Source organism: Methyloceanibacter sp., from assembly GCF_049590335.1.
In the GTDB taxonomy this organism is placed as follows: domain Bacteria; phylum Pseudomonadota; class Alphaproteobacteria; order Rhizobiales; family Methyloligellaceae; genus Methyloceanibacter.
This window is the reverse complement of the sequence record NZ_JBAWCQ010000042.1, coordinates 1-24,190: the sequence shown is the minus strand read 5'-3', so window position 1 is coordinate 24,190 and position 24,190 is coordinate 1. Positions and strand designations below refer to the sequence as shown.

27 protein-coding genes are annotated in these 24,190 nt (G+C 61.6%); 15 read left to right on the top strand and 12 right to left on the bottom strand.

Annotation, left to right across the window (positions count from 1 at the left end; translation table 11 throughout):
- From WBQ77_RS03020 to WBQ77_RS03010, 3 genes are all read right to left on the bottom strand, one after another.
- Window positions 1-1,494, bottom strand: a 1,494-nt coding sequence (locus tag WBQ77_RS03020; RefSeq protein WP_424058866.1) for a proton-conducting transporter membrane subunit, incomplete at its 3' end; no start/stop codon positions are given.
- 126 nt (window positions 1,495-1,620) lie between these two features.
- Window positions 1,621-2,817 carry an FAD-dependent monooxygenase gene (locus tag WBQ77_RS03015; RefSeq protein WP_424044656.1) on the bottom strand — a complete coding sequence of 399 codons (1,197 nt, stop codon included), beginning with the start codon at window positions 2,815-2,817 and terminating at the stop codon, window positions 1,621-1,623.
- A gap of 12 nt (window positions 2,818-2,829) precedes the next feature.
- Entirely contained in the window at window positions 2,830-3,093 is a 264-nt protein-coding gene (locus WBQ77_RS03010) for a zinc-finger domain-containing protein (RefSeq protein WP_424044654.1), read from the bottom strand.
- An 86-nt stretch (window positions 3,094-3,179) separates the two neighbouring features.
- Here WBQ77_RS03010 and WBQ77_RS03005 point away from each other — a divergent pair, with 86 nt between their 5' ends.
- From WBQ77_RS03005 to WBQ77_RS02990, 4 genes are all read left to right on the top strand, one after another.
- Window positions 3,180-3,932: an alpha/beta fold hydrolase gene (locus WBQ77_RS03005; RefSeq protein ID WP_424044653.1), complete on the top strand. Its 753-nt coding sequence runs from the start codon at window positions 3,180-3,182 to the stop codon at window positions 3,930-3,932.
- A gap of 94 nt (window positions 3,933-4,026) precedes the next feature.
- Window positions 4,027-4,869 carry a serine O-acetyltransferase gene (cysE, locus tag WBQ77_RS03000; protein WP_424044651.1) on the top strand — a complete coding sequence of 281 codons (843 nt, stop codon included), beginning with the start codon at window positions 4,027-4,029 and terminating at the stop codon, window positions 4,867-4,869.
- Between the two features lie 25 nt (window positions 4,870-4,894).
- Window positions 4,895-5,107, top strand: coding sequence for a DUF3126 family protein (locus WBQ77_RS02995; protein WP_424044650.1), 213 nt, complete (start codon window positions 4,895-4,897; stop codon window positions 5,105-5,107).
- 112 nt (window positions 5,108-5,219) lie between these two features.
- Window positions 5,220-5,531 (top strand): DUF6949 family protein, encoded by a 312-nt coding sequence (locus WBQ77_RS02990; RefSeq protein WP_424044648.1) that lies wholly within the window; start codon window positions 5,220-5,222, stop codon window positions 5,529-5,531.
- Window positions 5,532-5,689: 158 nt separating this feature from the next.
- Here WBQ77_RS02990 and WBQ77_RS02985 read toward each other — a convergent pair whose 3' ends face one another.
- From WBQ77_RS02985 to WBQ77_RS02970, 4 genes are all read right to left on the bottom strand, one after another.
- Window positions 5,690-6,229, bottom strand: a complete 540-nt coding sequence (locus tag WBQ77_RS02985) for a transglutaminase-like cysteine peptidase (RefSeq protein ID WP_424044646.1) — start codon at window positions 6,227-6,229, stop codon at window positions 5,690-5,692.
- Window positions 6,230-6,600: 371 nt separating this feature from the next.
- A complete protein-coding gene (locus WBQ77_RS02980) occupies window positions 6,601-6,975 on the bottom strand; it encodes a hypothetical protein (RefSeq protein ID WP_424058864.1) in 375 nt (124 codons plus the stop codon).
- Between the two features lie 119 nt (window positions 6,976-7,094).
- Window positions 7,095-7,250, bottom strand: coding sequence for a hypothetical protein (locus WBQ77_RS02975; protein ID WP_424058862.1), 156 nt, complete (start codon window positions 7,248-7,250; stop codon window positions 7,095-7,097).
- Window positions 7,251-7,403: 153 nt separating this feature from the next.
- Complete coding sequence (locus WBQ77_RS02970) at window positions 7,404-8,000, bottom strand: PAS domain-containing protein (RefSeq protein ID WP_424058860.1); 597 nt, start codon at window positions 7,998-8,000, stop codon at window positions 7,404-7,406.
- 219 nt (window positions 8,001-8,219) lie between these two features.
- Here WBQ77_RS02970 and WBQ77_RS02965 point away from each other — a divergent pair, with 219 nt between their 5' ends.
- Window positions 8,220-8,921, top strand: coding sequence for a rhomboid family intramembrane serine protease (locus WBQ77_RS02965; protein WP_424058858.1), 702 nt, complete (start codon window positions 8,220-8,222; stop codon window positions 8,919-8,921).
- Window positions 8,922-9,028: 107 nt separating this feature from the next.
- Entirely contained in the window at window positions 9,029-9,460 is a 432-nt protein-coding gene (locus WBQ77_RS02960; RefSeq protein WP_424044637.1) for a CBS domain-containing protein, read from the top strand.
- Between the two features lie 44 nt (window positions 9,461-9,504).
- On the opposite strand, the gene WBQ77_RS02955 is transcribed toward WBQ77_RS02960, so the two are convergent.
- The 3 genes from WBQ77_RS02955 to folE all read right to left on the bottom strand — a co-directional run bounded on the left by WBQ77_RS02955 (window position 9,505) and on the right by folE (window position 11,740).
- Window positions 9,505-10,434, bottom strand: a complete 930-nt coding sequence (locus WBQ77_RS02955) for a patatin-like phospholipase family protein (RefSeq protein ID WP_424058857.1) — start codon at window positions 10,432-10,434, stop codon at window positions 9,505-9,507.
- A 144-nt stretch (window positions 10,435-10,578) separates the two neighbouring features.
- Entirely contained in the window at window positions 10,579-11,052 is a 474-nt protein-coding gene (gene hisI, locus WBQ77_RS02950) for a phosphoribosyl-AMP cyclohydrolase (protein ID WP_424044673.1), read from the bottom strand.
- Between the two features lie 34 nt (window positions 11,053-11,086).
- Entirely contained in the window at window positions 11,087-11,740 is a 654-nt protein-coding gene (gene folE / locus WBQ77_RS02945) for a GTP cyclohydrolase I FolE (protein WP_424044635.1), read from the bottom strand.
- A 204-nt stretch (window positions 11,741-11,944) separates the two neighbouring features.
- On the opposite strand from folE, the gene WBQ77_RS02940 reads away from it, so the two are divergent.
- The 3 genes from WBQ77_RS02940 to thrS all read left to right on the top strand — a co-directional run bounded on the left by WBQ77_RS02940 (window position 11,945) and on the right by thrS (window position 14,779).
- Window positions 11,945-12,424: an iron-sulfur cluster assembly scaffold protein gene (locus tag WBQ77_RS02940; protein ID WP_424044634.1), complete on the top strand. Its 480-nt coding sequence runs from the start codon at window positions 11,945-11,947 to the stop codon at window positions 12,422-12,424.
- The gene (yidD, locus tag WBQ77_RS02935; RefSeq protein WP_424044632.1) at window positions 12,421-12,765 is read left to right on the top strand and encodes a membrane protein insertion efficiency factor YidD; all 345 of its coding nucleotides are present in this window, start codon (window positions 12,421-12,423) and stop codon (window positions 12,763-12,765) included. Before WBQ77_RS02940 ends, yidD begins: the two co-directional genes overlap by 4 nt.
- A 67-nt stretch (window positions 12,766-12,832) precedes the next feature.
- On the top strand, window positions 12,833-14,779 hold the full coding sequence (gene thrS, locus WBQ77_RS02930) for a threonine--tRNA ligase (RefSeq protein WP_424044630.1): 1,947 nt from the start codon (window positions 12,833-12,835) through the stop codon (window positions 14,777-14,779).
- A 23-nt stretch (window positions 14,780-14,802) separates the two neighbouring features.
- Here thrS and WBQ77_RS02925 read toward each other — a convergent pair whose 3' ends face one another.
- Entirely contained in the window at window positions 14,803-16,575 is a 1,773-nt protein-coding gene (locus tag WBQ77_RS02925) for a vWA domain-containing protein (protein WP_424058855.1), read from the bottom strand.
- A 214-nt stretch (window positions 16,576-16,789) separates the two neighbouring features.
- Here WBQ77_RS02925 and WBQ77_RS02920 point away from each other — a divergent pair, with 214 nt between their 5' ends.
- Both WBQ77_RS02920 and WBQ77_RS02915 read left to right on the top strand, forming a co-directional pair.
- The gene (locus tag WBQ77_RS02920; RefSeq protein ID WP_424044627.1) at window positions 16,790-17,362 is read left to right on the top strand and encodes a nitroreductase family protein; all 573 of its coding nucleotides are present in this window, start codon (window positions 16,790-16,792) and stop codon (window positions 17,360-17,362) included.
- 34 nt (window positions 17,363-17,396) lie between these two features.
- Window positions 17,397-18,053 (top strand): flavin reductase family protein, encoded by a 657-nt coding sequence (locus WBQ77_RS02915; RefSeq protein ID WP_424044626.1) that lies wholly within the window; start codon window positions 17,397-17,399, stop codon window positions 18,051-18,053.
- Here WBQ77_RS02915 and WBQ77_RS02910 read toward each other — a convergent pair.
- Window positions 18,050-18,820 carry an NAD kinase gene (locus WBQ77_RS02910; RefSeq protein ID WP_424044625.1) on the bottom strand — a complete coding sequence of 257 codons (771 nt, stop codon included), beginning with the start codon at window positions 18,818-18,820 and terminating at the stop codon, window positions 18,050-18,052. The two genes, WBQ77_RS02915 and WBQ77_RS02910, sit on opposite strands and share 4 nt — an antisense overlap.
- 154 nt (window positions 18,821-18,974) lie before the next feature.
- Between WBQ77_RS02910 and cutA the strand changes: the two genes are divergently transcribed.
- From cutA to WBQ77_RS02890, 4 genes are all read left to right on the top strand, one after another.
- Window positions 18,975-19,325 carry a divalent-cation tolerance protein CutA gene (gene cutA, locus WBQ77_RS02905; RefSeq protein ID WP_424044623.1) on the top strand — a complete coding sequence of 117 codons (351 nt, stop codon included), beginning with the start codon at window positions 18,975-18,977 and terminating at the stop codon, window positions 19,323-19,325.
- Window positions 19,322-20,827: a glycerol kinase GlpK gene (gene glpK, locus WBQ77_RS02900; protein ID WP_424044671.1), complete on the top strand. Its 1,506-nt coding sequence runs from the start codon at window positions 19,322-19,324 to the stop codon at window positions 20,825-20,827. Before cutA ends, glpK begins: the two co-directional genes overlap by 4 nt.
- A gap of 138 nt (window positions 20,828-20,965) precedes the next feature.
- Window positions 20,966-21,799, top strand: coding sequence for a leucyl/phenylalanyl-tRNA--protein transferase (locus tag WBQ77_RS02895; RefSeq protein WP_424058853.1), 834 nt, complete (start codon window positions 20,966-20,968; stop codon window positions 21,797-21,799).
- Window positions 21,800-22,001: 202 nt separating this feature from the next.
- A partial coding sequence (locus tag WBQ77_RS02890; protein ID WP_424058851.1) for a SulP family inorganic anion transporter occupies window positions 22,002-24,190 on the top strand: 2,189 nt, incomplete at its 3' end.

The following is a 24,190-nucleotide window of genomic DNA, read 5'->3' as shown; positions in this document are numbered from 1 at the left end:
CCAGAGAGCAAGGTGGTATTCTGGAAGTGGCCTGCCGACCACCGCGAGCGCGGTGCGTTCGACGAGGGCGCCCGCGGTCTGTGCCGGGAACAGCCCGATTACGATGACGAGTGCGGCGAGTATCGCGACGGGCAGCCACATGCCCACGGGCGGGTCATGCGGCTTTTTCGGATAGTCGTACCGGACCGGGCCTAAGAACGTGCTGATGGCGAAGCGATACGAATAGGCGGCCGAGATCAGAGAGGCCAAAGTTACTAGGGCCGGAAACACCCAAGGATGCCCCGCATAGGCCGTATGCGAGGCTTCTTCCAGCATCATCTCTTTTGAGAGGAAGCCGTTGAAGAAGGGAATGCCGGCCATGGACGCCGCGGCAATGAAGGCCAGCGTCGCCGTGATCGGCATGAGCGTCATCAGACCGCCAAGCCGGCGAATGTCACGCGTGCCCGTTTCGTGATCGATGATCCCGGCGCTCATGAAGAGCGCGGCCTTGAACGTGGCATGGTTGAGAATATGGAACACGGCGGCAACGGCGGCCATCGGCGTCGCGAAACCCAGCAGCATCGTCGTCAGGCCGAGATGGCTGACCGTGGAGTAGGCGAGCAGCGCTTTGAGATCGTTTCTGAACAGAGCGATCCACGCCCCGATCAGCATCGTGATGAGACCGACCGGCGCGACGATCAGGAACCACGCATCGGCCGGCGAGAACACGGGCCAGAGCCGGGCCATCAAGAACAGGCCCGCCTTAACCATGGTGGCCGAATGCAGATAGGCCGAGACCGGCGTCGGCGCGGCCATGGCGTGCGGCAGCCAGAAATGGAATGGGAACTGCGCGGACTTGGTGAAGGCGCCGAGCAGGATCAGCAATAGCGCGGGCAGGAAGAGCGGTGAGGCGCGAACGGCCTCGCCGCGCTGAAGAATCTCCGTGATCTCATAGCTGCCGGCGATGTGCCCCATGATCAGCATGCCGGCGATGAGCGTCAGGCCACCGCTGCCGGTAACGACAAGCGCCATGCGCGCGCCTTGGCGCGATTCGGGCAGATGCCGCCAATAGCCGATGAGTAGAAACGAGGTAAGGCTCGTCAGTTCCCAGAACACGATGAGCAGCAGGATGTTGTCGCTCAGGACAATGCCGACCATCGCGCCTTGGAACAGCAGCAAATAGAAATAGAGCAGGCTGAGCGAGTCCTTCGAGCTCAGATAGTAGCGGGCGTAAATGATGATCAGCAGCCCGATTCCGAGAATCAGGCTCGCGAAGAACAGCCCCAGGCCATCGAGGAAAAACGAAAAAGACAGCCCAATCGCGGGCAGCCAGGGAACGCTCCATGTGACGACCTCGCCGTCATAGACGGCGGGCGCCTGAGACAGCACAAGCAGCAACGCCGTCAGCGTAACGGCGCCGGTCGCGATGGCACAAATGTCGCGCCCAAGTCGGTTTGCCAGCAGGGGAAAAACCGCGCCGAGAAACGGCGTGAGCGTGGCAAGGGCAAGGAGCATCCGTGAGACTACCGGGGGTTACGGAGAGGGCGGCCACTCGGGGCGGGGACGGCCCAATATGGTTCGTGTGATTTCATCCAAACATAGACGTATCAAGGCCGAAAGTCGTCGGAAACCAGATTCGCACTATCCCTCGAAGTCCGGCCCGCCATAGAGCCAATCGAAGCTGCGTAAGGTCGCGGTTTCATCGCGAAGTCCGAGAATCGCGTTGCGCGATCTTCGGAAGACCTCACCGAGCAACGCATCGCCCATGTGATAGGTCAGGCCGAGGCGCTGCGAGGTCTGCTGAACGCGCCTCGCCCGGCGGCGCCGTATCGTCTCGTAGGCCGGGTAGGCCACCGCGGGGTTTGCGCGCGCAGCCCCCAGAAGCGCGGCCAGCTTGGCGGCATCTTCGATCGCGAGGCTGGCGCCCTGCGCGAGGTAAGGGAGGACCGGGTGCGCCGCATCGCCGAGGAGCACGGCCCTGCCGCGATGCCATTGCGGCAGGGGCTGCAAGGAGAACAGCGACCAGGCCCGCCAGTCGGGTGCGGCTTCGAGCAGGCCGAGGGGCGCATCGCACCAGCGGGCGAATCTGCCGAGCACGGTTTCGCGCGTGGCCGACCGGTTCCAGCCCTGTTCCTCGTGGCCGGATTCGGTCACCGCCACGACGTTGAGCGCCGCACCGCCACGAACCGGATAGTGGACCACATGGCTGCGTGGTCCGAGCCAGAGGCCGACGATCGGGGCCGAGAAGGGCACCGGCAGCGTCGTGCGCGGCAGGAGGCTGCGAAAAGCCGTTGCCCCGGTGAAAGACGGTTCCGCGCCGGGGGCGACCCAGTTGCGCACCGTGGACCAGAGTCCGTCCGCACCGACCAGCGCGGTGCCTTGCAGGGTCTCGCCGCCGGAACTGGTGACGCCCACGCCATCCTCATGGTCAACCTGGGCAACCGCGAAGTCCGGTGTCAGGGCAATGCGTTCACCGGCAGTGGCGACGATTCTCAAGGCCTCATGCAGATCGGCGCGATGGACGGTGATGTAGGGAGCGCCATAGCGGCGCTCGGCCACCTCGCCCAGAGGAACGGTCGCGAGCTTTTTCCCGCTCAGACCATCGAAGAGCCAGACGGCGTCGGGCCGGAACGCTTGCGGCAGAAGCGCATCGAGCACGCCCAAGTTGCGCAGAATCCGTGTGGCGTTCGGGCCGAGCTGAATGCCCGCGCCGCTCTCTTCGGCGAATGCAGAGCGTTCGAGGACGTGGGGCTCAAGCCCCGCGCGATCCAGCGCGATCGCCGTCGAGAGCCCACCAATGCCCCCGCCTGCAATCAGGACGGGCCTCGGAGTTTTCATTGAGCTGTTGTCTTAAGCCGCCGGCGCACCCGCAGGCGCGGTGGCCACGTACACGCATCCATCGGGTTCGCTTTCGGTTGCGGCCAGAGCTGCGTCGTAAACGTAGAGCGTCGAGCAATAGGGGCAGATGACCTCGTCGTTATGGCCCATATCGAGATAAACGTGCGGATGGTCCTGCGGCGGAGCGGCGCCCATGCACTGGAATTCCTTGACGCCGACCTTGATCCGATTCACGCCTATGTCATTCACGAAATGGGGCACGAGCGTTTGAGCCATGGTGTTCCGTTCGCCTGTGTTCGCCTGCGGTTGAAGGACGATAAGGCCAGCATAGTGACCCCGGATGCAATGCGGTAGACCAAAGAATGCAGAGTTTTGATTCCGACGGCGTACAGATCGCCTATTTGGATGAGGGTGCGGGCGAGCCGATCCTTCTTATCCATGGTTTTGCGTCCAATGCGGCGACCAATTGGGTCGATCCGCAATGGGTGCGCACGTTGACGCAGGACCACCGCCGGGTCATTGCGCTCGACAATCGCGGGCATGGCCAGAGCGACAAGCTTTACGATCCTGCGCGCTACGGCGCTCCCGAGATGGCCGACGATGCCATCCGCCTCTTGGATCACCTAAAGATCGACCGCGTGGATGTGCTTGGCTATTCCATGGGCGCGCGGATCGCGGCCTTTCTCGCCATTGCCCATCCGGACAGGGTCCGCAGTGTCGTGTTTGGGGGGCTCGGAATCCACATGGTCCGGGGCATGGTGGGTGCGGGGCCCTTGGCGGCGGCGCTGGAGGCCCCGAAGCTCGAAGATGTAACCAACGATACTGCCCGCAGCTTTCGCATCTTTGCCGAGCAGACCAATAGCGACCTAAAGGCACTGGCGGCCTGTATGCGCGGTCCGCGCGATAAGGTCCCGCCGGAAAAGCTCGGCACGCTGACGGTTCCGGTCCTTGTGGCCGTCGGCAGCAAAGATGTGATCGGCGGGTCGGGGGCGGCGCTTGCGGAATTGATTCCGAATGCCCAGTTTCTTGATATCGCCGGTCGCGACCACATGAGGGCCGTGGGCGACAATAAGTTCAAGCAGGGCGTACTTGCGTTTTTGGCGTCGCGGCTCTGAAAGCTGGGTTTGCCAAGAGCAGCAACCACGCTAGACGAAGCCAAACGTTCCTGCTACGGGGGCTCAACTGAGGTGAGCCCCAAACAGGTGAACCATGAACAAGCAGGCAGTGGCGGCGAAGCCGCAAATCGAAAGTTGGGATCCGGTCTGGACCCAGGTAAGGCGCGAGGCCGAAGAGGTCAGCGCAGCCGAGCCCGCGCTCGGTGGGTTTCTATACGCCTCGATTCTGAGCCATAAGAGCTTCGAAGATGCGGTCGTCCATCGTCTGGCCCACCGCCTGCAGCACGCGGCGCTCGACCCGGGCCTGATCCATAAGACTTTCCATGAGATTCTCGATCAGGATCCCTCGCTCATTGAGGAATTCCGGGCCGACGTCATGGCCTGGATCGAACGGGACCCGGCCTGCGAACGGATCATCGAGCCGCTCATTTATTTCAAGGGCTATCACGCCTTGCAGACGCACCGCATCGGCCACCGGCTCTGGAAGGCGGGACGCAAGGATTTAGCGCTTTACCTTCAGAGCCTCGTGTCGCGGTTTTTGCAGGTGGACATTCACCCTGCGGCGCGCATTGGCCGCGGAATCATGATCGATCATGCCACCGGGATCGTGATCGGTGAGACCGCCGTGGTGGGCGACAGTTGCTCGCTGCTCCATGCCGTCACCCTTGGTGGGTCCGGCAACGAGCATGGGGATCGTCATCCCAAGCTCGGGCGCGGCGTGATGGTCGGCGCCGGCGCGAAGATCCTGGGCAATATCAACGTCGGCGATTGCGCACGCATCGCCGCCGGCAGCGTGGTGCTCAAGGACGTTCCAGCGCGCCGGACAGTGGCCGGCGTGCCCGCCCGCGAAATCGGTGACAACACATGCCCCGAACCGGCACTGACCATGGATCAGTTCGTCCCGGGTGAGGATGTGCACGGCGACGACGACTCTTAGCGCGGTTCTGAAGGGGGCAAATACTGTGACACGCGACGAAATTCTGAAGCTCGAAACCTATCTGCAGAAGACGTTTCGCCTGGGAGACATCCAGGTGCGTCAGCGGCCGCAGAAGGACGATTCCGCCGAGGTTTACATCGGCGACGAGTTCATCGGCATTCTCTTCCGGGACGACGAGGACGAGGACGACAAGGCCTATCAGTTCCAGATGGCCATTCTGGATTTTGATCTGCAGTAGCAGGATGTGTCGAATAGCGGGTCGGCAATTCACCACTCGTTAAGGATAAGCGACACCTGCGGCGCCGCTCTGGTAATGGTGCGTCTCATCGCGACACGCCATGGGGGTGGCAATGAGCCACGCACTGATCTTTGCCTATGTGATGGCGGTCGGCTTCGTAATGGCCGGCCTCCTGTCGAGTTTCATTCAACTCGTCTCCGGCGAGCCGATGCGCTTCGTGGTCGAGCACCGGTCCTTCAGCAAATCGATCGGCAGCGTTCTGCTGCGTCTTTTTCCAGGCACTGAGATTCTGATGCGCAATGCCTGGCGCGGCATGATCTTCGAAAAACGCTCAAAGGTCTGGTTCTGGCTCGCGGCGGGGGTTGCGGGGTTCGGGAGCCTTTTGATCGAATGCATCGTAATCGACATCCTCCTGGCCGTCTAAGGCTCGGCGATCTCAGGTACTTCAAAAAAGAGGGAGCCGGTCTCCAATTAAGGAGGACCGGCTCAAGGAAAAGGCCCGGCTTGGTGGGGATCGGTGGGGGACAGTCACCGGGCCTTTTGAATGCCTCCTATTGAGGGGATACAGGAGGCAAAATGCGATTAGTGGCGGTTCGAAGCGGACATCGCTGGTTGCGGGGCCAAATCGGGCGGCAGCAGCGAACTCCAGACCAGCGGGTTGCGAGCGGATTGCTGCTTCACGAAGGTGTAAGGCGTGTCGGCCCAGGCCTTCACCGGGTTCACCTTATTGTCGAGCACGAAGTCGCCGCGGTCTGTGCGAACGGTCAGGACGGCATGCCCTTCGTTGTTTTCGTCGCGCACGACCGTGATGAGAAGCGCGGTCTCCGGCCAGCCGCGCTCGATCAGGATGCGGCGCTTGAGCAGGACATAGTCCTCGCAGTCGCCCTTCTTCACCGGGTAGGTCCACCTTTCGACCTCGCCATACAGATCCATGTCCGTGACCGGCGCGACCGCCGAATTGACGCTCTTGTTCACTTTGCGGAGCTCGGCCGCCTTGGCGCGGGTGAGCTGGATGCGATCGGCAAAACGGCGAGACGGCCGGCACTCGGCTGCGCGCACCCGGCAGAAGTTCACATAGCCAATGGGCGGCAAGGTTTCGCCGAAGGATTGCAAAAAGACCATCTGGTTTGACTCGGACGGAGTCTTGAGTGTGATTGCATGTCTATTTGTCGCGTCAGCCGGCAACGACGAAATAAACATTAGAAATGATGCCCCTAATACAAAGTGTTTCATTGCGTCCCCCTGTTGTTAGGCAGGACTATCCCAGAAACAATTTGCGATCCCGATAAGAAAAGCCTGCGTTTTTAACGGTTGTTGGTAGGGAATTTTTAGCGGCGCCTACCCAAACCTGAATGTTCTTAGTTACTCAGGCTTTTAGTCAGTCTGGGGTGGGGGGCTTAAGTGTTGAAATAAATGGTTTTTTCTCCCAACGCGGGCGCGAGGGGAGGCGTTTTGGCGCCTAAAGAATTGGGAAAGGTTAGTCTTGCGTTAGGTTAGCGAAAGGTCCGGGCCAGGTTATCCGTGTCCTGAACCTCGACCAACTCGATCGCAACGCCATGGTCGTGGTGACGCACCACGCGTCCTCGAAGGCGTCCAAGCACCACCAGCTTGTTGAGGTCGGGTCTTTCGCGTATGGCGACAGATGCGCCGCTCAATGACACGTCGATGACGCGGCAATCGCCGACGGTGCCCGTCGGCAGGATTAGATTCTGGGATGGGTGCCGTGGCGCAGAACGCACGTGCACCTGGTCCTCGACATTATGGTCACCGCTCCCATACCAAGTGAGAACGTTGGTGATGAGCTCCCGCTTGGGGGCGCTGATCTTGAATTCGACCGCGAAGCCGCCGTCGAAGGTCCGCGCGACCATGCCGTCCAGGCCGCCTAGATGATCGATATAGGAGATGACCCGTTCGCCGACGCGCGGAGCGTAAAGGTGCTCTCACCGCCATGCCCCCCCGGCGACATGTTGAACACCTCGCACGGATATTACTTGGTGTCATCGACCATGAAGCGTCCGTTGAGCGAAACGTCCATCCGCTTGAAGCGGCGGCGCTCCTCCATAATCTTGGGTCGCTCGATGGGCCGTTCTGCCTGGAGCGGAGGATGCTGGTGTTCGGACGCTGCCGTTGTCGAAGTACTCATGCCCGGCTCAGGACCTTTGCCTATCCAAAGTCATTGTCGATACAACTACCCGTTTCTTACAAGGTGAGGCATTAAGGATGGCAAGGTGAGGCATTAAGGATGGCTATGTGTATCGCTCGAAAGTTGCAAGCACCGACAATTTCCGCACATGCTTTATTTATGGTTGTTGCTTGACAGGCCACCCTGCACAACGCGGAATCTCTGCCGGGCTTGATGGGCAGCCTCTGCGTTGCTTCCGACCAGGAAATCAGGGATTCCGTCGGGCCAGTGAAGGCCGACATCGCGGAGTTCTATTGCAATTAGCGGTTCTGCGCCAAGCCAGAATGGCGGGTCGATAGCGGTGATCGCTCCCAGGATGCGGTTGATCGCGGAGCCGGTATGGATCAGGGGTAGCAGGGCGAATTCGAACACCGCCTCGCGATTGCTCTCGGTCACCGCGATGAAGCTCCCGTGCCCGACGGCGCCGTCGTTGACAATGTTATCGAGCGTCGAAGAAATGTTGTTCCGGTCCTCAAGGGACCACAGGCTCATGAAGTCGATGCCACGCAACTCGCGTCCGAAATAGTGGCAGACCTGGGTTCCGGCCAAGCGAAAACGAACAGCCGGTAGGCAGCTGCATTCGGCGATGAAAGTGTCTCTCAATAGCTGCGATATTTTTGCCGGCTCGATCTCGAAGCGGCACGGCGCGATCCTTCCATTGCGGATCGCGTCCCAATACGCGTAAAGCTCTTTGGTGGCCGCCTGCTGCATTGGTTACCTGAAAAAAATTCAAAACGAAACGCGTGTTGGCGCGCTCGGCCCTTCCTTGCGGGTTTGTGCGGAGTTGGCCCGGCGCGATAGGGACTTAAGAAAGCAGGGAGCGTGCCAGCGCGGCGGGTCGAGGGGTGTGAGGCCGCTGCGGTCTTGGCGTTAAGGTTGCTGCCCGCGCTAGTCGTCACGGAGTTTCAGATGTCGGCAAGAGAACCAATCTTGAACGTACCGCGCGCGGTCATGCTTGCCGTCGGCGCGATGATCGCGATGCAGCTCGTCATGAGCGTGCTGCCCGTCGATACGGGGCTCACTGTTTTCTTAACTTTTGCAATGATTCCAGCGCGTTACTCAGGTGCGGCCTCAGAGCTGCCAGGCGGGTACTTGTCCGCCGTCACCTCGTTTGTGACCTACATGCTGGTCCATGGCGGTTGGCTGCACTTGGCGGTGAACGTGTTGTGGATGCTGGCCTTCGGGACGGCCGTGGCCCGACGGATGTCGATGGCCAGCTTCTTTTCATTTTCGATCCTGTGCGGGATCGCCGGCGCGTTAACCCATCTTGTCCTTCATTGGGGCGAAATGTCTCCCATGGTGGGAGCGTCGGCCGCCATTTCGGGACAGATGGCGGCGGCGCTGCGGTTCATTTTCTTTGCGCGCGGCGGGCCTCCTGGTCAGGTTCCAGACTTCGTACACGTCCCGCTCGCGTCCCTGACCGAGGTGCTGCGGAACGGCAGGGTGATGGGATTCATCGTCTTTTGGCTGGTTCTTAACGTCTATTTCGGGATGAACGCCGTTTCCTTTGGCTCCGGACCCGATAGCGAGATAGCCTGGGAAGCCCATATCGGGGGGTTTCTCTGCGGACTTTTGGTTTTTGGGTTCTTTGACGCCGATCGGCCCGCCCCAGACGTTTCGCAACTGCGGTAAGCATCGGGAATCTTCCGGTGTTTTGCAGACACCTTGCACGCGATCCGACTTGCCGACACAATGCTGCCGCAAACGAACTTTGTGGAGCCGTGCTGGAGGACACTCCTATGAACGTCGCAGCGATTTTGAAGCTAAAGGGCAGGGACGTCCTGACGGCGCCCCCGAGCACCAAATTGTTGGCGATTGCCCGGCTTCTCGGTGAGCACAAGATCGGTTGCATTGTGATTGTCGACGGCGATGGCAGTGTCTCCGGTATTGTCTCGGAACGGGACATCGTTCAGGAATTGGCTCGCGCCGGCACAGCCGCCATGGATGCTCCCGTCGAGGCCTGCATGACCAAGTCGGTCGTCAGCTGCCGCGAAGCCGATACCACCGATCAGCTCATGGGCGAGATGACCGCCCACCGGTTCCGCCATATGCCGGTCGTCGAGCGAGGCCGTCTGGTTGGTTTGGTATCGATCGGCGACGTGGTGCGGATGCGCATTGCCGAGGCCGAGATGGAAGCCGCCGCCATGCGGGAATACATCGCTACCGGCTGATTGGCCAACCCCGAGCGATAGAGCCGCCACTTTACCAACACTGTCTAGGCTGCGACCGCCTTCAGCGCGTGACGGATCTCGTCCAACTGGGCTTCGGCAGCCTTTGACCCCAGCGTGATTGCATCTTCCGCGCGATGGAAGTCGAACAATTTGATGTCGCCGGTCTTGGGGCTGATGGTGATGTCCGGCGGATCGCCGGCGAGCCGCGAGCGTGCAATGCGATCTTGCGTGATGTTGATCGCGTCCATCATTACCGACGAAATGCCAGGCGCGCCCTTGCCCCGGCCAAAGAGCTGGCGATGGAGAAGGCGCAAGGCACCGCCGTCCTCGGTAGGACCGTCGCTGCCTTGAATGGCGGGCACTTCCATATCGGACGATTCGCTGAACGAGGCGTGGTCGTGGATCACGCCCGCCTTGCCGAACGGGTCGCTGGTGACGTTGACCGCGATCACGATGCGGGCGCCAAGGGCACGGCAAACCGATACCGGCACAGGGTTGACTAACGCGCCGTCGATCATCCACTGGCCGTTGATCTGCACCGGTTTGAAGATGCCGGGCAGCGCGAAGGATGCATTTAGCGCCGTGACGAGGTCGCCCTTATTGAGCCAGACTTCGTGCCCCGTCCCGAGCTCGGTCGCGACCGCTACGAATCTGGGATCGAGCTCTTCGATTCTCAGACCCTTAAGATGGTCTTCCAGCTCACTGGACAGGCGCTGGCCGGTGATGAGCCCGGATCCGGCGAGGTTGAAATCGAGGAACCCGAAGATCCGCCGCGGCGTGAGGCTCCTGGCAAAGCCCTCGAGCCGGTCCATATTGCGCGTCACATAACAGGCGCCGGCGACCGCGCCGATCGAAGTGCCGGCGACGATGTCGGGCTCAAGTCCCGCAGCGATCAAAGTGTTCAGGACGCCGATATGCGCCCACCCCCGGGCGGATCCGCCCCCAAGCGCTATACCGACTGTAGGTCTTGTCATTCTTAAAGCCTCTTACGGGAGATATGGCTCCCGTATCGACACGTCGCAACGATTATACGCACTCATCGCAAACCGCGCGCCAACCTGTTCCAACGCGGCACGCGAGTCGCAGCGTCTTTCCATTAGAACAATCCTGCGAGGCTTTTAAAGCTTCGTTTTGGAGGGATCGCCATAAACGGCGTCTGGGTCGAAATGGCGTTCGGTGTGTACCGCAACGAGTTTGCCCCCGGCCTCCTTACCGAAAGGTACGCTACGATAGAAACAGGAGACGCGGCCCGTGTGGCAGCAGGCGCCAGCGCCCTTAATCTCGGCTTTGAGCCAGAGCACGTCCTGGTCGCAATCGGTGCGGATCTCGGCAATGCGCAACTTGTTGCCGCTGGTCTCGCCCTTGCGCCATAGCGCTTTTCGCGAGCGCGACCAGAAGTGAGCCTCGCCCGTGTCGATCGAGAGGGCCAGTGCCTCATCGTTCATATAGGCGAACATCAAGACCTCGCCGGTCTCCGCCGCGGTCACGATGACGGGCAGCAGACCATCCGCGTCGAAGGCGGGTGCTAAGATATCGCTTTCTTCCAGCGCGGTATTGTCGTCGAGCTTGGGGAAAAGTTTGGCTTCGGTCACCGCAATGTCTTCCTGTTGCGGCCGGTGCACGCCTTTAAGAGCGTCCGCGATCCAATGCCAGCTGCATGAAACGGGCTTGCTGCGCCGGGTCTTCCTTGAAGATGCCGGTGAACTGCGTGGTGATGGTGGCGACGCCCGGCTTACGGACACCGCGCATCGACATGCACTGATGGACCGCGTCGATCATCACCGCGACACCCTTCGGCTTCAGGACGTGATCGATCGTCTCGGCGACCTGCGCAGTCATGGTTTCCTGTGTCTGCAGGCGGCGGCCGAACACCTCCACGACACGGGCGAGCTTGGAGAGCCCCACAACCCGGTCCGTCGGGAAATAAGCGATATGCGCCTTGCCGATAAACGGGACCATATGGTGCTCGCAATGGGAGTTGAGCTCGATATCGCGCAGCATGACGATGTCGTCATAGCCGCCGACATCGTCGAATGTCCGAGACAGGACCTCGATCGGGTCGTCGTTGTAACCGGCGAAGAATTCTTCATAGGCGCCGACCACGCGCTTGGGCGTATCACGCAGGCCCTCGCGTGCCGGGTCGTCGCCCGCATAGGCGATCAACGTCCGCACGGCCCGCTCGGCTTCCTCGCGCGAGGGACGGGTGATTTGCGGTCCCTTTCCGATCTCGATGCCCGCATAGAGTTTTCGACCTTGGCGCTCATCGGTCTTCGTGGCCATGACGTGACTGATCCTTAAAGTTGTCTAAGCGCTTGATATTCTTTCAAAGAGAAAGATCGCGCAAGGCAAATGACGCAAGGTGCTGCAGCGCGTCATGGGGCGCATGGAAGATCAAAACTTCCAGGCATATATAGTGCGTACCCTTGGCCTGCAAGCCGAGAGACTGTGGCGAACGAGACGATAGGCTTATCGAAGAGGATCTGAATGACGCGGCCCGAGGACATTTATAGCGATCGATTGCTTGCTCTGGCCGCTTCGATGCACCGGACCGAACGGCTGGCATCGCCACAAGCCACCGCTAAGGCGCAATCGAAACTGTGCGGCAGCACGGTTGAGATCGATCTAGTTATGGATGGCGACGTCGTGACCGGTTACGGGCAGACCGTGCGGGCGTGCCTCCTGGGCCAGACGGCGGCCTCCATCATGGGCCGGGAGATCGTGGGCTCGACCACAGCGGAGTTGCGGGCGGTGGGTGCTGCGATGCGGGCCATGCTGAAAGCGGCCGGTGCGCCGCCCGAAGGCCGTTGGGCGGACCTGGCCCTGCTTGAATCCGTCCGGGACTACAGGGCCCGCCAGCCGTCCACGCTGCTAGTCTTCGATGCGGTCGAAAATGCGATCGCCCAAATCGAGGAGAAGCAGGCGATGGCCGCGCAGCCTTCTGCTATGAGCACGCCATCGACATGAACGCGCCGTCCACTTGGGGGCGGCGGGTGGCGAAGACCGTCATGCTCGCCCCGATCATGGCTTATCGCTACACGTTCTCGGGCCTTGTCGGCGCCCATTGCCGCCATCTCCCCACGTGCTCGGACTATGCGCGCGAAGCCATCGATGTGAACGGCGCATGGCGAGGCGGCTGGCTGACCCTGGCCCGGCTTTGCCGCTGCAATCCATGGGGAAGCTATGGGCACGATCCCGTGCCGGACATCTGTGCCGAGCGCCATCTCTTCGCACCCTGGCGTTACGGGCGCTGGCATCTTCGCCCCGAGCCCCTAAATACTGGTGACGCCGCAGGCGATTCCCGTTAAAACGCGCCGCCTATCCGAAGATTCCATCTTACCTGCGCCGGTACGCAGGAGTGAGAGGAGAGACCTAATGATTTCCCTTAAGTTTCCAGACGGTTCCGCACGCGACTTCGAATCCGGAGTCACGGGTCTCGACGTTGCCGCCTCGATTGCGAAATCGCTCGCCAAGAAGGCGGTGGCCGTATCGCTCGATGGCACGGTGCGGGACATCTACGATCCCATTAACGCCGATGCCGAGATCCGCATCATCACGCGGATGGACCCGGAAGGGCTCGAACTCATCCGGCACGACGCAGCTCATGTGATGGCCGAAGCCGTCCAAGAACTCTATCCCGGCACCCAGGTGACGATCGGCCCGGTAATCGAGAACGGGTTCTATTACGACTTCGCGCGCGAGGAACCATTCACACCGGAGGATCTGCCGAAGATCGAGGCGAAGATGCGCGAGATCATCCAGCGCGACTCGCCGTTCTCTTACGAAGTGATGCCTCGGGACGCGGCGAAGAAGATGTTCGGTGACATGGGTGAGGCGTACAAGGTTGAGCTCATCGATGCGATCCCCGAAGGCGATAACATCAAGATCTATTCGCAGCGTGAATGGTTCGATCTGTGCCGCGGCCCGCATATGCCGTCCACGGGCAAGGTCGGCAAGGCCTTTAAGCTGCAAAAGATCGCGGGCGCGTATTGGCGTGGCGACAGCAACAATCCCATGCTTCAGCGCATTTATGGCACGGCCTGGGCGACCGACGATCAGCTCAAAGCCTATCTCCATATGCTCGAGGAGGCGGAGAAGCGCGATCACCGCCGCTTGGGCCGGGAGATGGACCTGTTCCATTTTCAGGAAGAGGCGCCCGGCGCAGTGTTCTGGCATGCCAAGGGCTGGTCGCTGTTCCAGTTGCTGATCGGCTATATGCGCCGGCGTCAGCAAGACTGGGGCTATGTGGAGGTGAACTCGCCGGATATGATGGAACGCACGCTCTGGGAGCAGTCGGGCCATTGGGAGAAGTTTGCCGAGAACATGTACATCGCCGAGACGCCGGACGATCGCGTGTTCTGCTGCAAGCCCATGAACTGCCCGGGTCATGTACAGATCTTCAAGAACGGATTGAAGAGCTATCGCGATCTTCCCTTGCGCATCGCCGAGTTCGGCAAGGTGCATCGCTACGAGCCCTCAGGCGCGCTGCATGGTCTGTTGCGGGTCCGGCATTTCACGCAGGACGATGCGCACATCTTCTGCACGGAAGATCAGATCACAGAGGAATGCGTGAAGCTCAACGAGCAAGTGCTGTCAATCTATCGCGATTTCGGCTTCGAGGACGTGCGGATCAAGTTCTCCGACCGGCCCGAGAAGCGCGTGGGCGAGGACGCGGTCTGGGACAAGGCGGAAGCGGCGCTGAAGCGCGCCGTCGAGGTGGCCGGGCTCACCTACGAGCTGAACCCGGGAGAGGGCGCCTTCTATGGGCCGAAGCTGGAATATGTTCTGCGCGACGCCATCGGCCGCGATTGGCAGTGCGGAACGGTTCAGGTGGATCTCAACATGCCGCAGCGGCTCGGCGCCTACTATATTGGTGCCGATGGCGAGAAGACCGTGCCCGTGATGATCCATCGCGCCATGTTCGGATCGCTGGAACGGTTCACGGGGATTCTCGTCGAGCACCATGCGGGACATCTTCCGCTGTGGCTGTCACCCACGCAGGCGGTCGTCGCAACGATCGTCTCCGATGCGAACGAGTATGCGGAAACCGTGCTCGCGCGGTTGAACGCGGCGGGGCTGCGGGCTGGCGCGGATCTTCGTAACGAGAAGATCAACTACAAAGTCCGTGAGCACTCCGTGGCAAAGGTGCCGGTGATTCTGGTGGCCGGCAAGCGCGAAGCGGAAGAGCGGACGGTCTCCGTGCGGCGGCTCGGCTCGCGAGAGCAAGATGTGATGAGCCTCGACGATGCGATTGCGATGATCGCCGCCGAGGCGGTGCCGCCGGATATGCGGAGCAACCCGCAGGCTACCGAAGCCGCCTAAGGCTCGCGTCCGGTCAGGCTGCGTTAACGTGCCGGGCGCAACAATGCGCCTGGATTGAGAAGCGGTGCGTTGGGATCGGCGGGTTTAGAGAAACCGTCGAACCCGCCCGGACCTTCGCCGGCAAGTCCGCCCGTCCCGGGACGTGGGGCTTCGGGAGGATCGAGCAGGGCTTGGAGGGCTTCCGCCGAAAGGGGGCCGTCGTCGATGGCCACTTCGATCTGTTTGTCGCTGCCGGGCTCGATGGAGAACTTCCGCGAATAGGACAGGCCGCCATGTTCGGCGACCACGGCATAGCTGCCGGCGGCGAGGATATGCGTCGGGAGTGCGCCGACATTGGATTTGACATTGTCCCCGGCGGACGTCAGGACCTGCCATTTGGTGTCAGCCAAGGCTTCGCCGCCACGGCTTTGGACCAGCCGGAACGTGATCTTCGCGCCTGTATGTTTGATGGTGGCTTGGGTAATGCGTCCCGGTTCCACCGTGACATTCACGCCCACATTGGCATTTGCGTCGCCGTAAAGGCTCTTGATGTGGTAGGCGCCCGCGTTGAGACGCACGACGCCGTTCGGTTTGGCGTCCGCGAGGATTGTATCGCGCTTGCCGAACTGATCCTGCTCGTCGGACTGAATGTCGAACTCGACCTCGCTCTCGGGACATTCCTCGCCGCTAGCAAGGATGGCCTTTAGAGTCAGCCCGCCCGTGTTGAGGATAAAGGCCTCGTCCTGCGTATCGCCGCTCTCGACCTTGATCTTCTTGGTGAGGTTGGAAAGTCCATAGGCGGCGTTCACCAGATATTCGCCCGGCAGCAGCGTCGTGGCGGGCGCCGCCTCGCGGTGCGTGCTGATCAGCGTGAAGCCGCCGTCGCCCTCGGCATCGGTCTTGGCGCTGTAGATTCGCCAGATGAGGCCCGACCGCAGCCTCGGCCCACCTTCGGTCACGAGTGCATGAAAGCTGACCGGCACAGGTTCGGCCGGTGGCGTCGGCACGGGGGCTGGGGGCAACACGGCAATAATGCTCTCGGCGGTGTTTACGCTGCTCGATCCGCCGGACTTCGACACGGCGGATTCGCCGGGGCCGCTCGGGCGCGATATGGCGGGTGCGGACGACGTCCTCGGCGTTGTCGCCGCTGGCGGCGCGGTGACCGTGGTTGCGGCAGCGGGCGCGTCGATTGCCGCGAACACAGCGCCGAGGGCGATCTCAAATCCCGGTCCGTTGGTTGCGGCCACAAACTTGCCGCCCGTGGTGTTCGCCAGACAGGCAAGCGGCTGGACGTCGACCGGCTTGTTGCTCAAACCGACTACATGGATCCGCAAGTCTTTGTGCTTGTGCTTGAGCGTTTCGGCCGTGGCGCAAGGATCCGCGTCGCAGCTATCCCCGCCATCGGCAATCAAGATGATATTGAGCGGCGTTCCGGATCCGCCAAGCATGGCCGCCGCTCCGATCGCCGAAGCGACGGGCGCCTTGCCTTTGGGCTGAATGCCGTCAAGAAGCGCGGCCGCGGTCGCGCTTTTCAGCGTACCCGGTTCGGCCAGGGCTTCGATATCAGTACAGCTGGCACTCTTGCCGTTGCCGAAGGCGACAAGCCCCAGCGAGCGAGCGTCTGCATCAGCGGAAATCGTCTTTGCGAGTGCACGGCGAACGGTGTCCATCTTGGCTTTGTCGCCGACCTTGTCGTTCATACTCTTGGAGGCATCGAGCACGATCACGGCGGCTTCAGGAGCGGACGCGGCAAGGTCTTCGGCGGCTGCGGGTGCGGCGCCGAGGACGAGAACAGGCAAAAGCAAAAGCTTTCGCACCGCTAAGACCCTTCTCCGCATGCTGATTCTCTTCCAGATTTCTCTACCGTGCGCCGCTCTAGTATAGGCTTTGTCGGTGCGCCACTCCTGTAAATTGACGCTGAATGAGGCCGATTTTTGGAAGGCTCTCCCCATCCGGAGGTACAAATGGCGGCATTGTGACCTTCCCCGTTTCGCGATATGCACCGCAGACTTAGCTAATCCAACGCATTCAATGTCCCAGCCCACTATTCAACACCTGCTGACACGCCGCTCCGTTTCGGCCAACTCGCTTGGCGAACCGGGGCCCGATTCCGCCCAGCTCGATCAAATCTTGACCGCCGCGGCCAGGGTTCCGGACCACAAGAAGCTGGTGCCCTGGCGCTTCATTCTCTTCCAAGGCAGTGCCCGGGAGGCGTTTGGACAAGAGCTGGCCGAAATCTGCCGCAAGGAGGAGCCCGAGCCGAGCGCCTTCCGGCTCGAGATGGAAGCCAAGCGCTTCTTGCGCGCGCCCCTGGTGATCGCCGTGATTTCGCGCGTGGCCAGGCCGGCTCCAGCGCCCGAATGGGAGCAGGTGCTGTCGGCGGGCGCCGCGTGTCAGAATCTGGTCGTGGCCGCGAGCGCGCTCGGCTTTGGGGTCAACTGGGTCACTGAGTGGTACGCCTACAGCAAAGGCGTCAATCAGGTACTGGGCCTGACGGAAAGCGAGCAGGTGGCCGGTTTTGTCTATATCGGTACCGCCAACGAGACGCCTAAGGAACGGCCGCGTCCGGCCCTGGGGGAGGTTGTTTCGGTGTGGCAGGCCTGATGGTATTCCGGCTCGAGAGCGCCGGATTCTACCGGTGCGTGATTTTGACCGGATCGATGTTGAAACGGCCTGGGCCGAATTTACGTTAGGCTTCATGTTCTACGACGCAGTTTCCAATATTCATGGTCTGGAGCGCGATCCGTTCATGGCCCTCGTGAGCCCGCGGCCCATCGGTTGGATCTCCACCCTGGACGTAAACGGGGTGGTAAATCTGGCACCCTACAGCTTCTTCAACGCCGTCTCGACCAACCCGCACTTCGTGATGTTCTCCTCGGGCGGTCGCAAGGACAGCCAGCGCAACGCCGAGGAAACCGGCGAGTTCGTCTGTTCGCTTGCGACCTACGAGCTGCGCGAGGCGATGAATCGCACGTCGAAGCAGGTTGAATCCCATGTGGACGAGATGGCCCTGGCCGGCCTCAGTCCGGCGCCGTCCTCAATGGTTGCGCCGCCCCGGGTGGCCGAGTCCCCCGTTGCGTTCGAGTGCAAATATTGGCGGACGATTGACCTTCCAGGGGCCGAAGGCGAAGCGGGAACCCATGCCATTGTGTTGGGCCAGGTCGTGGGCATCCATATCGACGATGAAGCGCTGGTCGCCGGTAAAGTCGATATCACGAAGCTGCGGCCCATAGCCCGGCTGGGCTATCGCGATTATGCGGTAATCGACGAGGTCTTTGAGCTCGGCGGCTCTTAGTAGCCGAACTGTTCGGCCAGGATGCGCTCGGCGAGTGTGTGGCCGGGATCGAACATCATGAAGATATCGACTTTGCTGGCTTCTGTGATGTCCACGGAGACCACGTTCCGGAATTCGGTGTGATCGGCCACCGCGCTGACGGGCCGCTTTTCAGGTTCGAGAACCTCGATCATGACGCACGCGTCATTGGGCAGCAGCGCGCCGCGCCAGCGCCGGGGCCGAAACGGACTGATCGGCGTGAGGGCTAGCAGCGGTGCCGTGATCGGCAGAATGGGGCCATGGGCCGACAGATTGTAGGCGGTGCTGCCGGCAGGGGTGGAGATAAGGACGCCATCGCAGATTAGCTCGTCCATCCGCGTGGTCCCGTCGACGCCGATCTTGAGCTTTGCCGCCTGGTGGATTTGCCGGAACAGCGACACTTCGTTGATCGCGAGGGCCTCGTGGCTGTTCCCATTCTCGTCGCGCACCCGCATGCGTAGCGGATGGATTACTGTGACCTCCGCCGCCGCCAAGCGCTGTTTGAGCTGGTTTTCCTTGTAGTCGTTGAGCAGAAAGCCCACCGAGCCGCGGTTCATGCCGTAGATCGGGATGCGGCTGTGAAGATGGTCGTGCATGGTCTGGAGCATCAGACCATCGCCTCCGAGCGCGACGATCGCGTCCGCCTCCTCGGGCGGGATATTGCCATAGCGTTTCACGAGAGCGGCGTATGCGTCTCCAGCATCGCGCGTCTCGCTGGCTAAGAAGGCGATCTTTTCGAAATCTGCCATAACAAACCTGCTGCGCGTCCAATCGCCTAAAGAGAGGGGCCACACTAAAGCTGTGGTGTTAAAGTCGTGCAAGTGCCTCTTACAAGTATCTCTATCTTGAGCCATGTCCGACAGTGACTAAACGCCTCTCAAGGAGGGCGACTAGGGAGCGATAATGGAAGACACTGAACTGCCCGTCTTGATCTACACGACATTTGCCAGCCTCGACGATGCCCAAACCGTGGGCGGCGCGCTGGTCGATGCACGCTTGGCAGCCTGTGTGAACGTCTTTCCGGGTATGGTTTCCATCTATCAGTGGGAGGGCGTGCGGGAGACGGCGGACGAGGTGGCGATGATCGTCAAGACTCGCGCCGGCCTCAAGGACGAGGTCATCGCCGAGGTCGAACGGCTGCATCCTTACGATGTACCTGCGCTGCTGGTGTTGCCCACCCAAGGGGGTAGTGCGGACTACTGCGCTTGGATTGTCGAGGAGACGCAAGTTGCAACCCAAGGCGGGAGGGCATAATGGGGCATGTGCTAGCAATCGATCAGGGGACTACGAGCACCCGTGCGATTGTATTCGACAAGGCCGGACAGCCGGGCGCTTCGGTCGCGCGTCCCTTAAACCAAATATTCCCCGAACCGGGCTGGGTGGAACATGACCCGGACGAGATTTGGCGCGCCGTATGCGAGGTCTGCGGCGCGGTCGTGGGTGAGGTGGGTGCGGCGAACATCGTCGCGATCGGTATCACCAACCAACGCGAGACGACCGTGGTGTGGGATCGCGCAACGGGCGCGCCGCTGCATAATGCCATTGTCTGGCAGGACCGGCGGACCGCACCGCTCTGCGAGGAGCTCGAACGGGAAGGGTGGGGCGCGCATGTCACCGATGTCACCGGCCTGCTGATCGATCCGTATTTCTCGGCAACGAAGCTGGCGTGGCTCCTGGCCAACGTTTCGGGCCTTCGCGAAAAGGCCGCGCGAGGCGAGGTCTGCTTCGGCACGATCGACAGCTTTCTACTGTTCAAACTGACGGGCGGGCAATTGCACACGACAGATGCGACCAACGCGGCTCGCACAATGCTGTTCGATATTCGCAAAGGCCTCTGGGACCCGCTGCTTCTCGACCGGCTCGGGATTCCGCCGGACATGCTGCCCGAGGTGCGCGATACGCTTGGCGACTTCGGTCAGACGGACGGAGAGGCGTTCGGCGTGGTGTTGCCCATTCGCGGCGTCGCTGGCGATCAGCAGGCCGCCGCCAAAGGGCAGGCCTGTGTGCGGCCAAGCATGATCAAGGCGACCTACGGGACCGGTTGCTTCGTTGTCGCCAATACGGGGGATAGCAAGGCGCAATCGGCCAACCGCATGCTGTCGACCATTCTGTCCCAGGAGCAGGGCGCGCGAACCTTTGCCTTGGAGGGCGCGATCTTCATGGCCGGTGCCACCATTCAATGGCTGCGCGACAATCTAGGCCTGATCGCGGACGCCGCGGACAGCGAAACTCTTGCCAAGGACGCCAATCCTGACAGCGGAGTCTATCTGGTGCCCGCCTTCCAGGGGCTGGGCGCGCCGGTCTGGGACGCGGGTGCGCGCGGGGCCATCCTCGGCCTGTCCCGCGCATCGACTAAGGCGGACATTGTCGCCGCTGGGCTTGAGTCCGTGGCTTTTCAAACGCGGGATCTTCTCGGGGCCATGCGCGAAGACATGGCGGAGGCCGGAATCGGGGAGATCGATACACTGCGGGTCGATGGCGGCATGACATCCAATAGCTGGGCCATGCAGCGGCTTGCGGACATCCTCGGCGAAGCCGTCGAGGTCGCCCAGATCCCGGAGACGACCGCCTTGGGGGCGGCGTATTTCGCCGGTCAAGCGGTCGGCGTTTATGGTGACGATGCGGAGCTTGCTCGGAATTGGGCGCCGGCGCGGCGTTACGAGCCGCAAATGGCCGCGGACGAGCGCGAGGCCCGTTACGCGGGCTGGGTCGAAGCTGTGGCGCGCGTCGGCAGCAGCCAAGCGTCGGTCAATTAACATTCTCAACCCCATGCCTCGTCGAAGTCGTCATCCCGCATTAACGCCTTAGGAATCCTTTGCGGGCAGTCTTGGCGCGAGGAGTGGTAGCGGGCGGCCGCTGCCGCCGCGTCATCAAGTATTGTGTTGGAGTTGCCGGTGTCCGCGAGACAGAGTGTCCTCAAGCAGGTGTCAGACAGCCTTGTTTCGACGGGGCTATACAGCAAGCCAGCGGCGCTCGCTATGCTTGCCAGGCAATTCGTGGGGTTCGGCCCGCATCTGCCAGATCCGGAGAAGGCTCTGCGTCAGCCCGAAGGACTTGTCGGGCGCTGCGGGTCCCTCAACGTTCCTACCATGGTCGCAGCCTATGCGAAGGGGCTCTATCCACTGGAGAAGAAGTGGTGGGCGCCCGCCGAGCGCGCCGTGTCATTCCCTGAGAATGTCCGCATCTCTCAACGCGTGTGGCGGCTGCTGCAAACCCAAGCCTATGGCGTCACCTTCGATGCGGACTTCGCTGCTGTGCTGCGTGGCTGCGCGCCCGAAGCCGCCGTCGCGGAAGCTTTCATAGCACTGCATCAGGGCGGATATGCCCATTCGGTCGAAGTCTGGGACCGCAGCGGATGTCTCGCAGGCGGCCTTTTCGGGCTGTCGGTCGGGCACGCCTTTTTCTCGGAGGGCTTGTTTTCACGCGAGCGCGATGCCGCCAATGTCGGCTTCGTGACCTTGAGTTGCCATCTGCAGCATTGGGGCTTCAAGCTCAATGACGGCAAACGCATGGCCGGTCATCTAAGCCAGCTCGGCTTCGTGGTCGTCCCCCGCTTTGCCTTCAACGGGCTCCTGTCCAAGGCGATCCTGACTCCGACCCGCGTTGGCAAGTGGAGCGTCGAAACCGGGCTGGACGCCGCGCGCTGGAATCCGAAATACGTCGGCACCGGCAAGGCGACCGCAGGGTCTCGTCTGAGGGACCGCGTGACGTTGCGCCCATCTGGCTGACGCTTTGGTCTTAAGGGTCTGCGCCGGTCCTCGTGGACGGGGTCTTTTTGAGGCGATCAGCGCCAATGCTGGCGGCGGCAGATTGCAGGCGCCTTGCGGCCTTGCGGCGAAGAAAGCCTGGGTCACGGCATTTTTGCTTGCATTGTCATCTTGCCCGGCCATGATCGGTCCCAAACAAAACCCGTAAATTCCCGATACGCTATTGTCTTTATTGGAAACTTTCGCGCCGAAGCGCCCGCAGAATCTCGACGTTGCCACGCTTGGGCGCGACGCGATGGCGGGAACGATTTCCGCGATCGTCAATATCGCCTATTGCATCTCCTTTAGCGCGCTGATTTTCCAAGGCTCCATCGCTGCCGGTTTTCCGTTGGGACTGGCCGCGCTGATCATGGGCACCATGGTGACCGGCGTCGTCGTTTCGTTGACCACGACACTCGTTCCCGCCGATGCCGGGCCGGACACGCCCGCGGTCGCCGTTATGAGCGTTTTGGCGACTACGGTGGCGGCGGGGCTTGCCGCGAAGGGCGCCGACACCGAGACGATGATCATCAACGTGATGGTCGCCATCACGGTCAGCACGTTTCTCACCGGCGCTGTTCTGTTTGGCCTGGGCGGGCTGAAGCTCGGACAATGGCTGCGGTTCGTTCCGTTCCCGGTGATTGGCGGGTTTCTGGCGGCATCGGGCTTTTTGCTCATCACCGGTGGCGTCGAGGTTATCACCGGCAGCAATCTGACCCTGTCGCCGTCGAGCTGGGCCGTCATGGGAGACGCCCGATACGCGCCGCAAATCGGCGTGGGGCTCGCCTTTGCCTTTTTCATCGTTCTGCTCAAAAGGTGGATGGACGACTATCTGACATTGCCCATCGCCTTCGTGGTCTTCCTGGTCGTACTGAACGTCATTCTGCTCTGGTTCGTGACCGATCCTACGACGCAAGCGGATTGGTATCTGGCAGCGGTGGGCGCACTGCAACTCTGGTGGCCGATCGAAGCGGTTGCGACCCATGACATCGATTGGGGTGTCATGGCCATGAGCAGTGCGGAAATCGGCGCCGTCTGCGGCGTGACCGCAATCTCGATGCTGCTGGATGTTTCGAGCCTCGAAGTCGCGCGGCAGAAATCGGCCGATCTCGACAAGGAGTTTCGCACCAACGGGCTGGCCAACGTACTGGCGTCGGTTCTCGGCGGCGTCGCGGGCAATCTCTCCCTCAACAACAGTCTGCTCCTGCAACAGGCCGGTGCCGTCACACGCATCAGCGGCGTGTCGGTCGCGGTGATCTGCGGGCTGGTGCTGTTTGCGGGCGCCGATGTGGGCGCGTTCGTGCCCAAGGCGATCCTCGGCGGGATGCTCGCCTATCTCGGGACGATGATCCTGATCGAGGCGCTCGTGCATTCGCCGGCGCAACGGTCCCGGACGGATTTGGCGCTCGCGATCGCCATCGCGCTCGTCATTCTCTATTTCGGCTATCTGGTCGGCGTTGTGCTCGGCGTCATCGGTGCCTGCCTGCTATTTGCACTATCCTACAGCCGGATTGGTGTGATCCGGCGTCACCTGACGCGCTATGAATTGTCGAGCAGCGTGGACCGCTCGCCGGAGCAAACGCGCCTTCTCCAGGAGGAAGGCAAGCGCGTGCATGTCTTCTGGCTGTCGGGCTTCATCTTCTTCGGATCCTCGAACGGCCTATTCGAGCGCATCAAGCGCGTCATCGAGGGCCAGAAGGAGAGGCCAGTCGGCTATATCGTTCTCGACTTCAGCGCCGTGCAGGGGCTCGATACGTCGGCGGTTCTGAGCCTAGTCAAGCTGCGCAACTACTGCGAAGAGAAGGATGTCACGCTTGTCTTCAGTGGTCTGAGCGATTCCATGCATGCCGCATTCCTCGGGGCCGGCTTCTTCGGTGCCGACCGGCCGCACCAGGCCTTCGCCACGCGCAACGAGGCGGTCGAATGGTGCGAGGACATGGTGCTTCTCTATCACGAGGTTGGCGATGCCTCGTCTCATACATTCGAGTCGTGGCTACAGAGCGAGCTCGGCGGCGACATCAGCTTCGAGCGAGTCGAACCCTACATGACGCGGAGGGAGCTGGACTCAGGAGTCGTGCTATTTCGGCAGGGAGAGCCGTCCGATTCTGTCGTGTTCCAGGCCTCGGGCTGTGTCGCCATCACGATCACGGGCGAGTACGGACGTTCTATCCGCCTGCGGCGCATGCTCGGCCATACTGTGGTGGGCGAGATGGGCTTCTATCGCAATGTGCCGCGGGGGGCGAACGTGGTCGCCGAGAGCGCGACCGTCGTGTACATCCTAACCCGCGATTCCTTCGACAAGATGCAGGAAGAGGACTCGGCCGCCGCGGCCGCGCTCCACAAGCTCATAATCAGGCTGCTGTCCGACCGGCT

Excerpts from the sequence above, each read along its gene's own strand:
- WBQ77_RS03015 (WP_424044656.1), bottom strand. The coding sequence starts at position 2,817 with ATGAAAACTCCGAGGCCCGTCCTGATTGCAGGCGGGGGCATTGGTGGG.
- WBQ77_RS03010 (WP_424044654.1), bottom strand. The coding sequence starts at position 3,093 with ATGGCTCAAACGCTCGTGCCCCATTTCGTGAATGACATAGGCGTGAAT.
- WBQ77_RS03005 (WP_424044653.1), top strand. The coding sequence starts at position 3,180 with ATGCAGAGTTTTGATTCCGACGGCGTACAGATCGCCTATTTGGATGAG.
- cysE (WP_424044651.1), top strand. The coding sequence starts at position 4,027 with ATGAACAAGCAGGCAGTGGCGGCGAAGCCGCAAATCGAAAGTTGGGAT.
- WBQ77_RS02990 (WP_424044648.1), top strand. The coding sequence starts at position 5,220 with ATGAGCCACGCACTGATCTTTGCCTATGTGATGGCGGTCGGCTTCGTA.
- WBQ77_RS02985 (WP_424044646.1), bottom strand. The coding sequence starts at position 6,229 with ATGGTCTTTTTGCAATCCTTCGGCGAAACCTTGCCGCCCATTGGCTAT.
- WBQ77_RS02980 (WP_424058864.1), bottom strand. The coding sequence starts at position 6,975 with ATGGTCGCGCGGACCTTCGACGGCGGCTTCGCGGTCGAATTCAAGATC.
- WBQ77_RS02975 (WP_424058862.1), bottom strand. The coding sequence starts at position 7,250 with ATGAGTACTTCGACAACGGCAGCGTCCGAACACCAGCATCCTCCGCTC.
- WBQ77_RS02970 (WP_424058860.1), bottom strand. The coding sequence starts at position 8,000 with ATGCAGCAGGCGGCCACCAAAGAGCTTTACGCGTATTGGGACGCGATC.
- WBQ77_RS02960 (WP_424044637.1), top strand. The coding sequence starts at position 9,029 with ATGAACGTCGCAGCGATTTTGAAGCTAAAGGGCAGGGACGTCCTGACG.
- WBQ77_RS02955 (WP_424058857.1), bottom strand. The coding sequence starts at position 10,434 with ATGACAAGACCTACAGTCGGTATAGCGCTTGGGGGCGGATCCGCCCGG.
- folE (WP_424044635.1), bottom strand. The coding sequence starts at position 11,740 with ATGGCCACGAAGACCGATGAGCGCCAAGGTCGAAAACTCTATGCGGGC.
- WBQ77_RS02940 (WP_424044634.1), top strand. The coding sequence starts at position 11,945 with ATGACGCGGCCCGAGGACATTTATAGCGATCGATTGCTTGCTCTGGCC.
- yidD (WP_424044632.1), top strand. The coding sequence starts at position 12,421 with ATGAACGCGCCGTCCACTTGGGGGCGGCGGGTGGCGAAGACCGTCATG.
- thrS (WP_424044630.1), top strand. The coding sequence starts at position 12,833 with ATGATTTCCCTTAAGTTTCCAGACGGTTCCGCACGCGACTTCGAATCC.
- WBQ77_RS02920 (WP_424044627.1), top strand. The coding sequence starts at position 16,790 with ATGTCCCAGCCCACTATTCAACACCTGCTGACACGCCGCTCCGTTTCG.
- WBQ77_RS02910 (WP_424044625.1), bottom strand. The coding sequence starts at position 18,820 with ATGGCAGATTTCGAAAAGATCGCCTTCTTAGCCAGCGAGACGCGCGAT.
- cutA (WP_424044623.1), top strand. The coding sequence starts at position 18,975 with ATGGAAGACACTGAACTGCCCGTCTTGATCTACACGACATTTGCCAGC.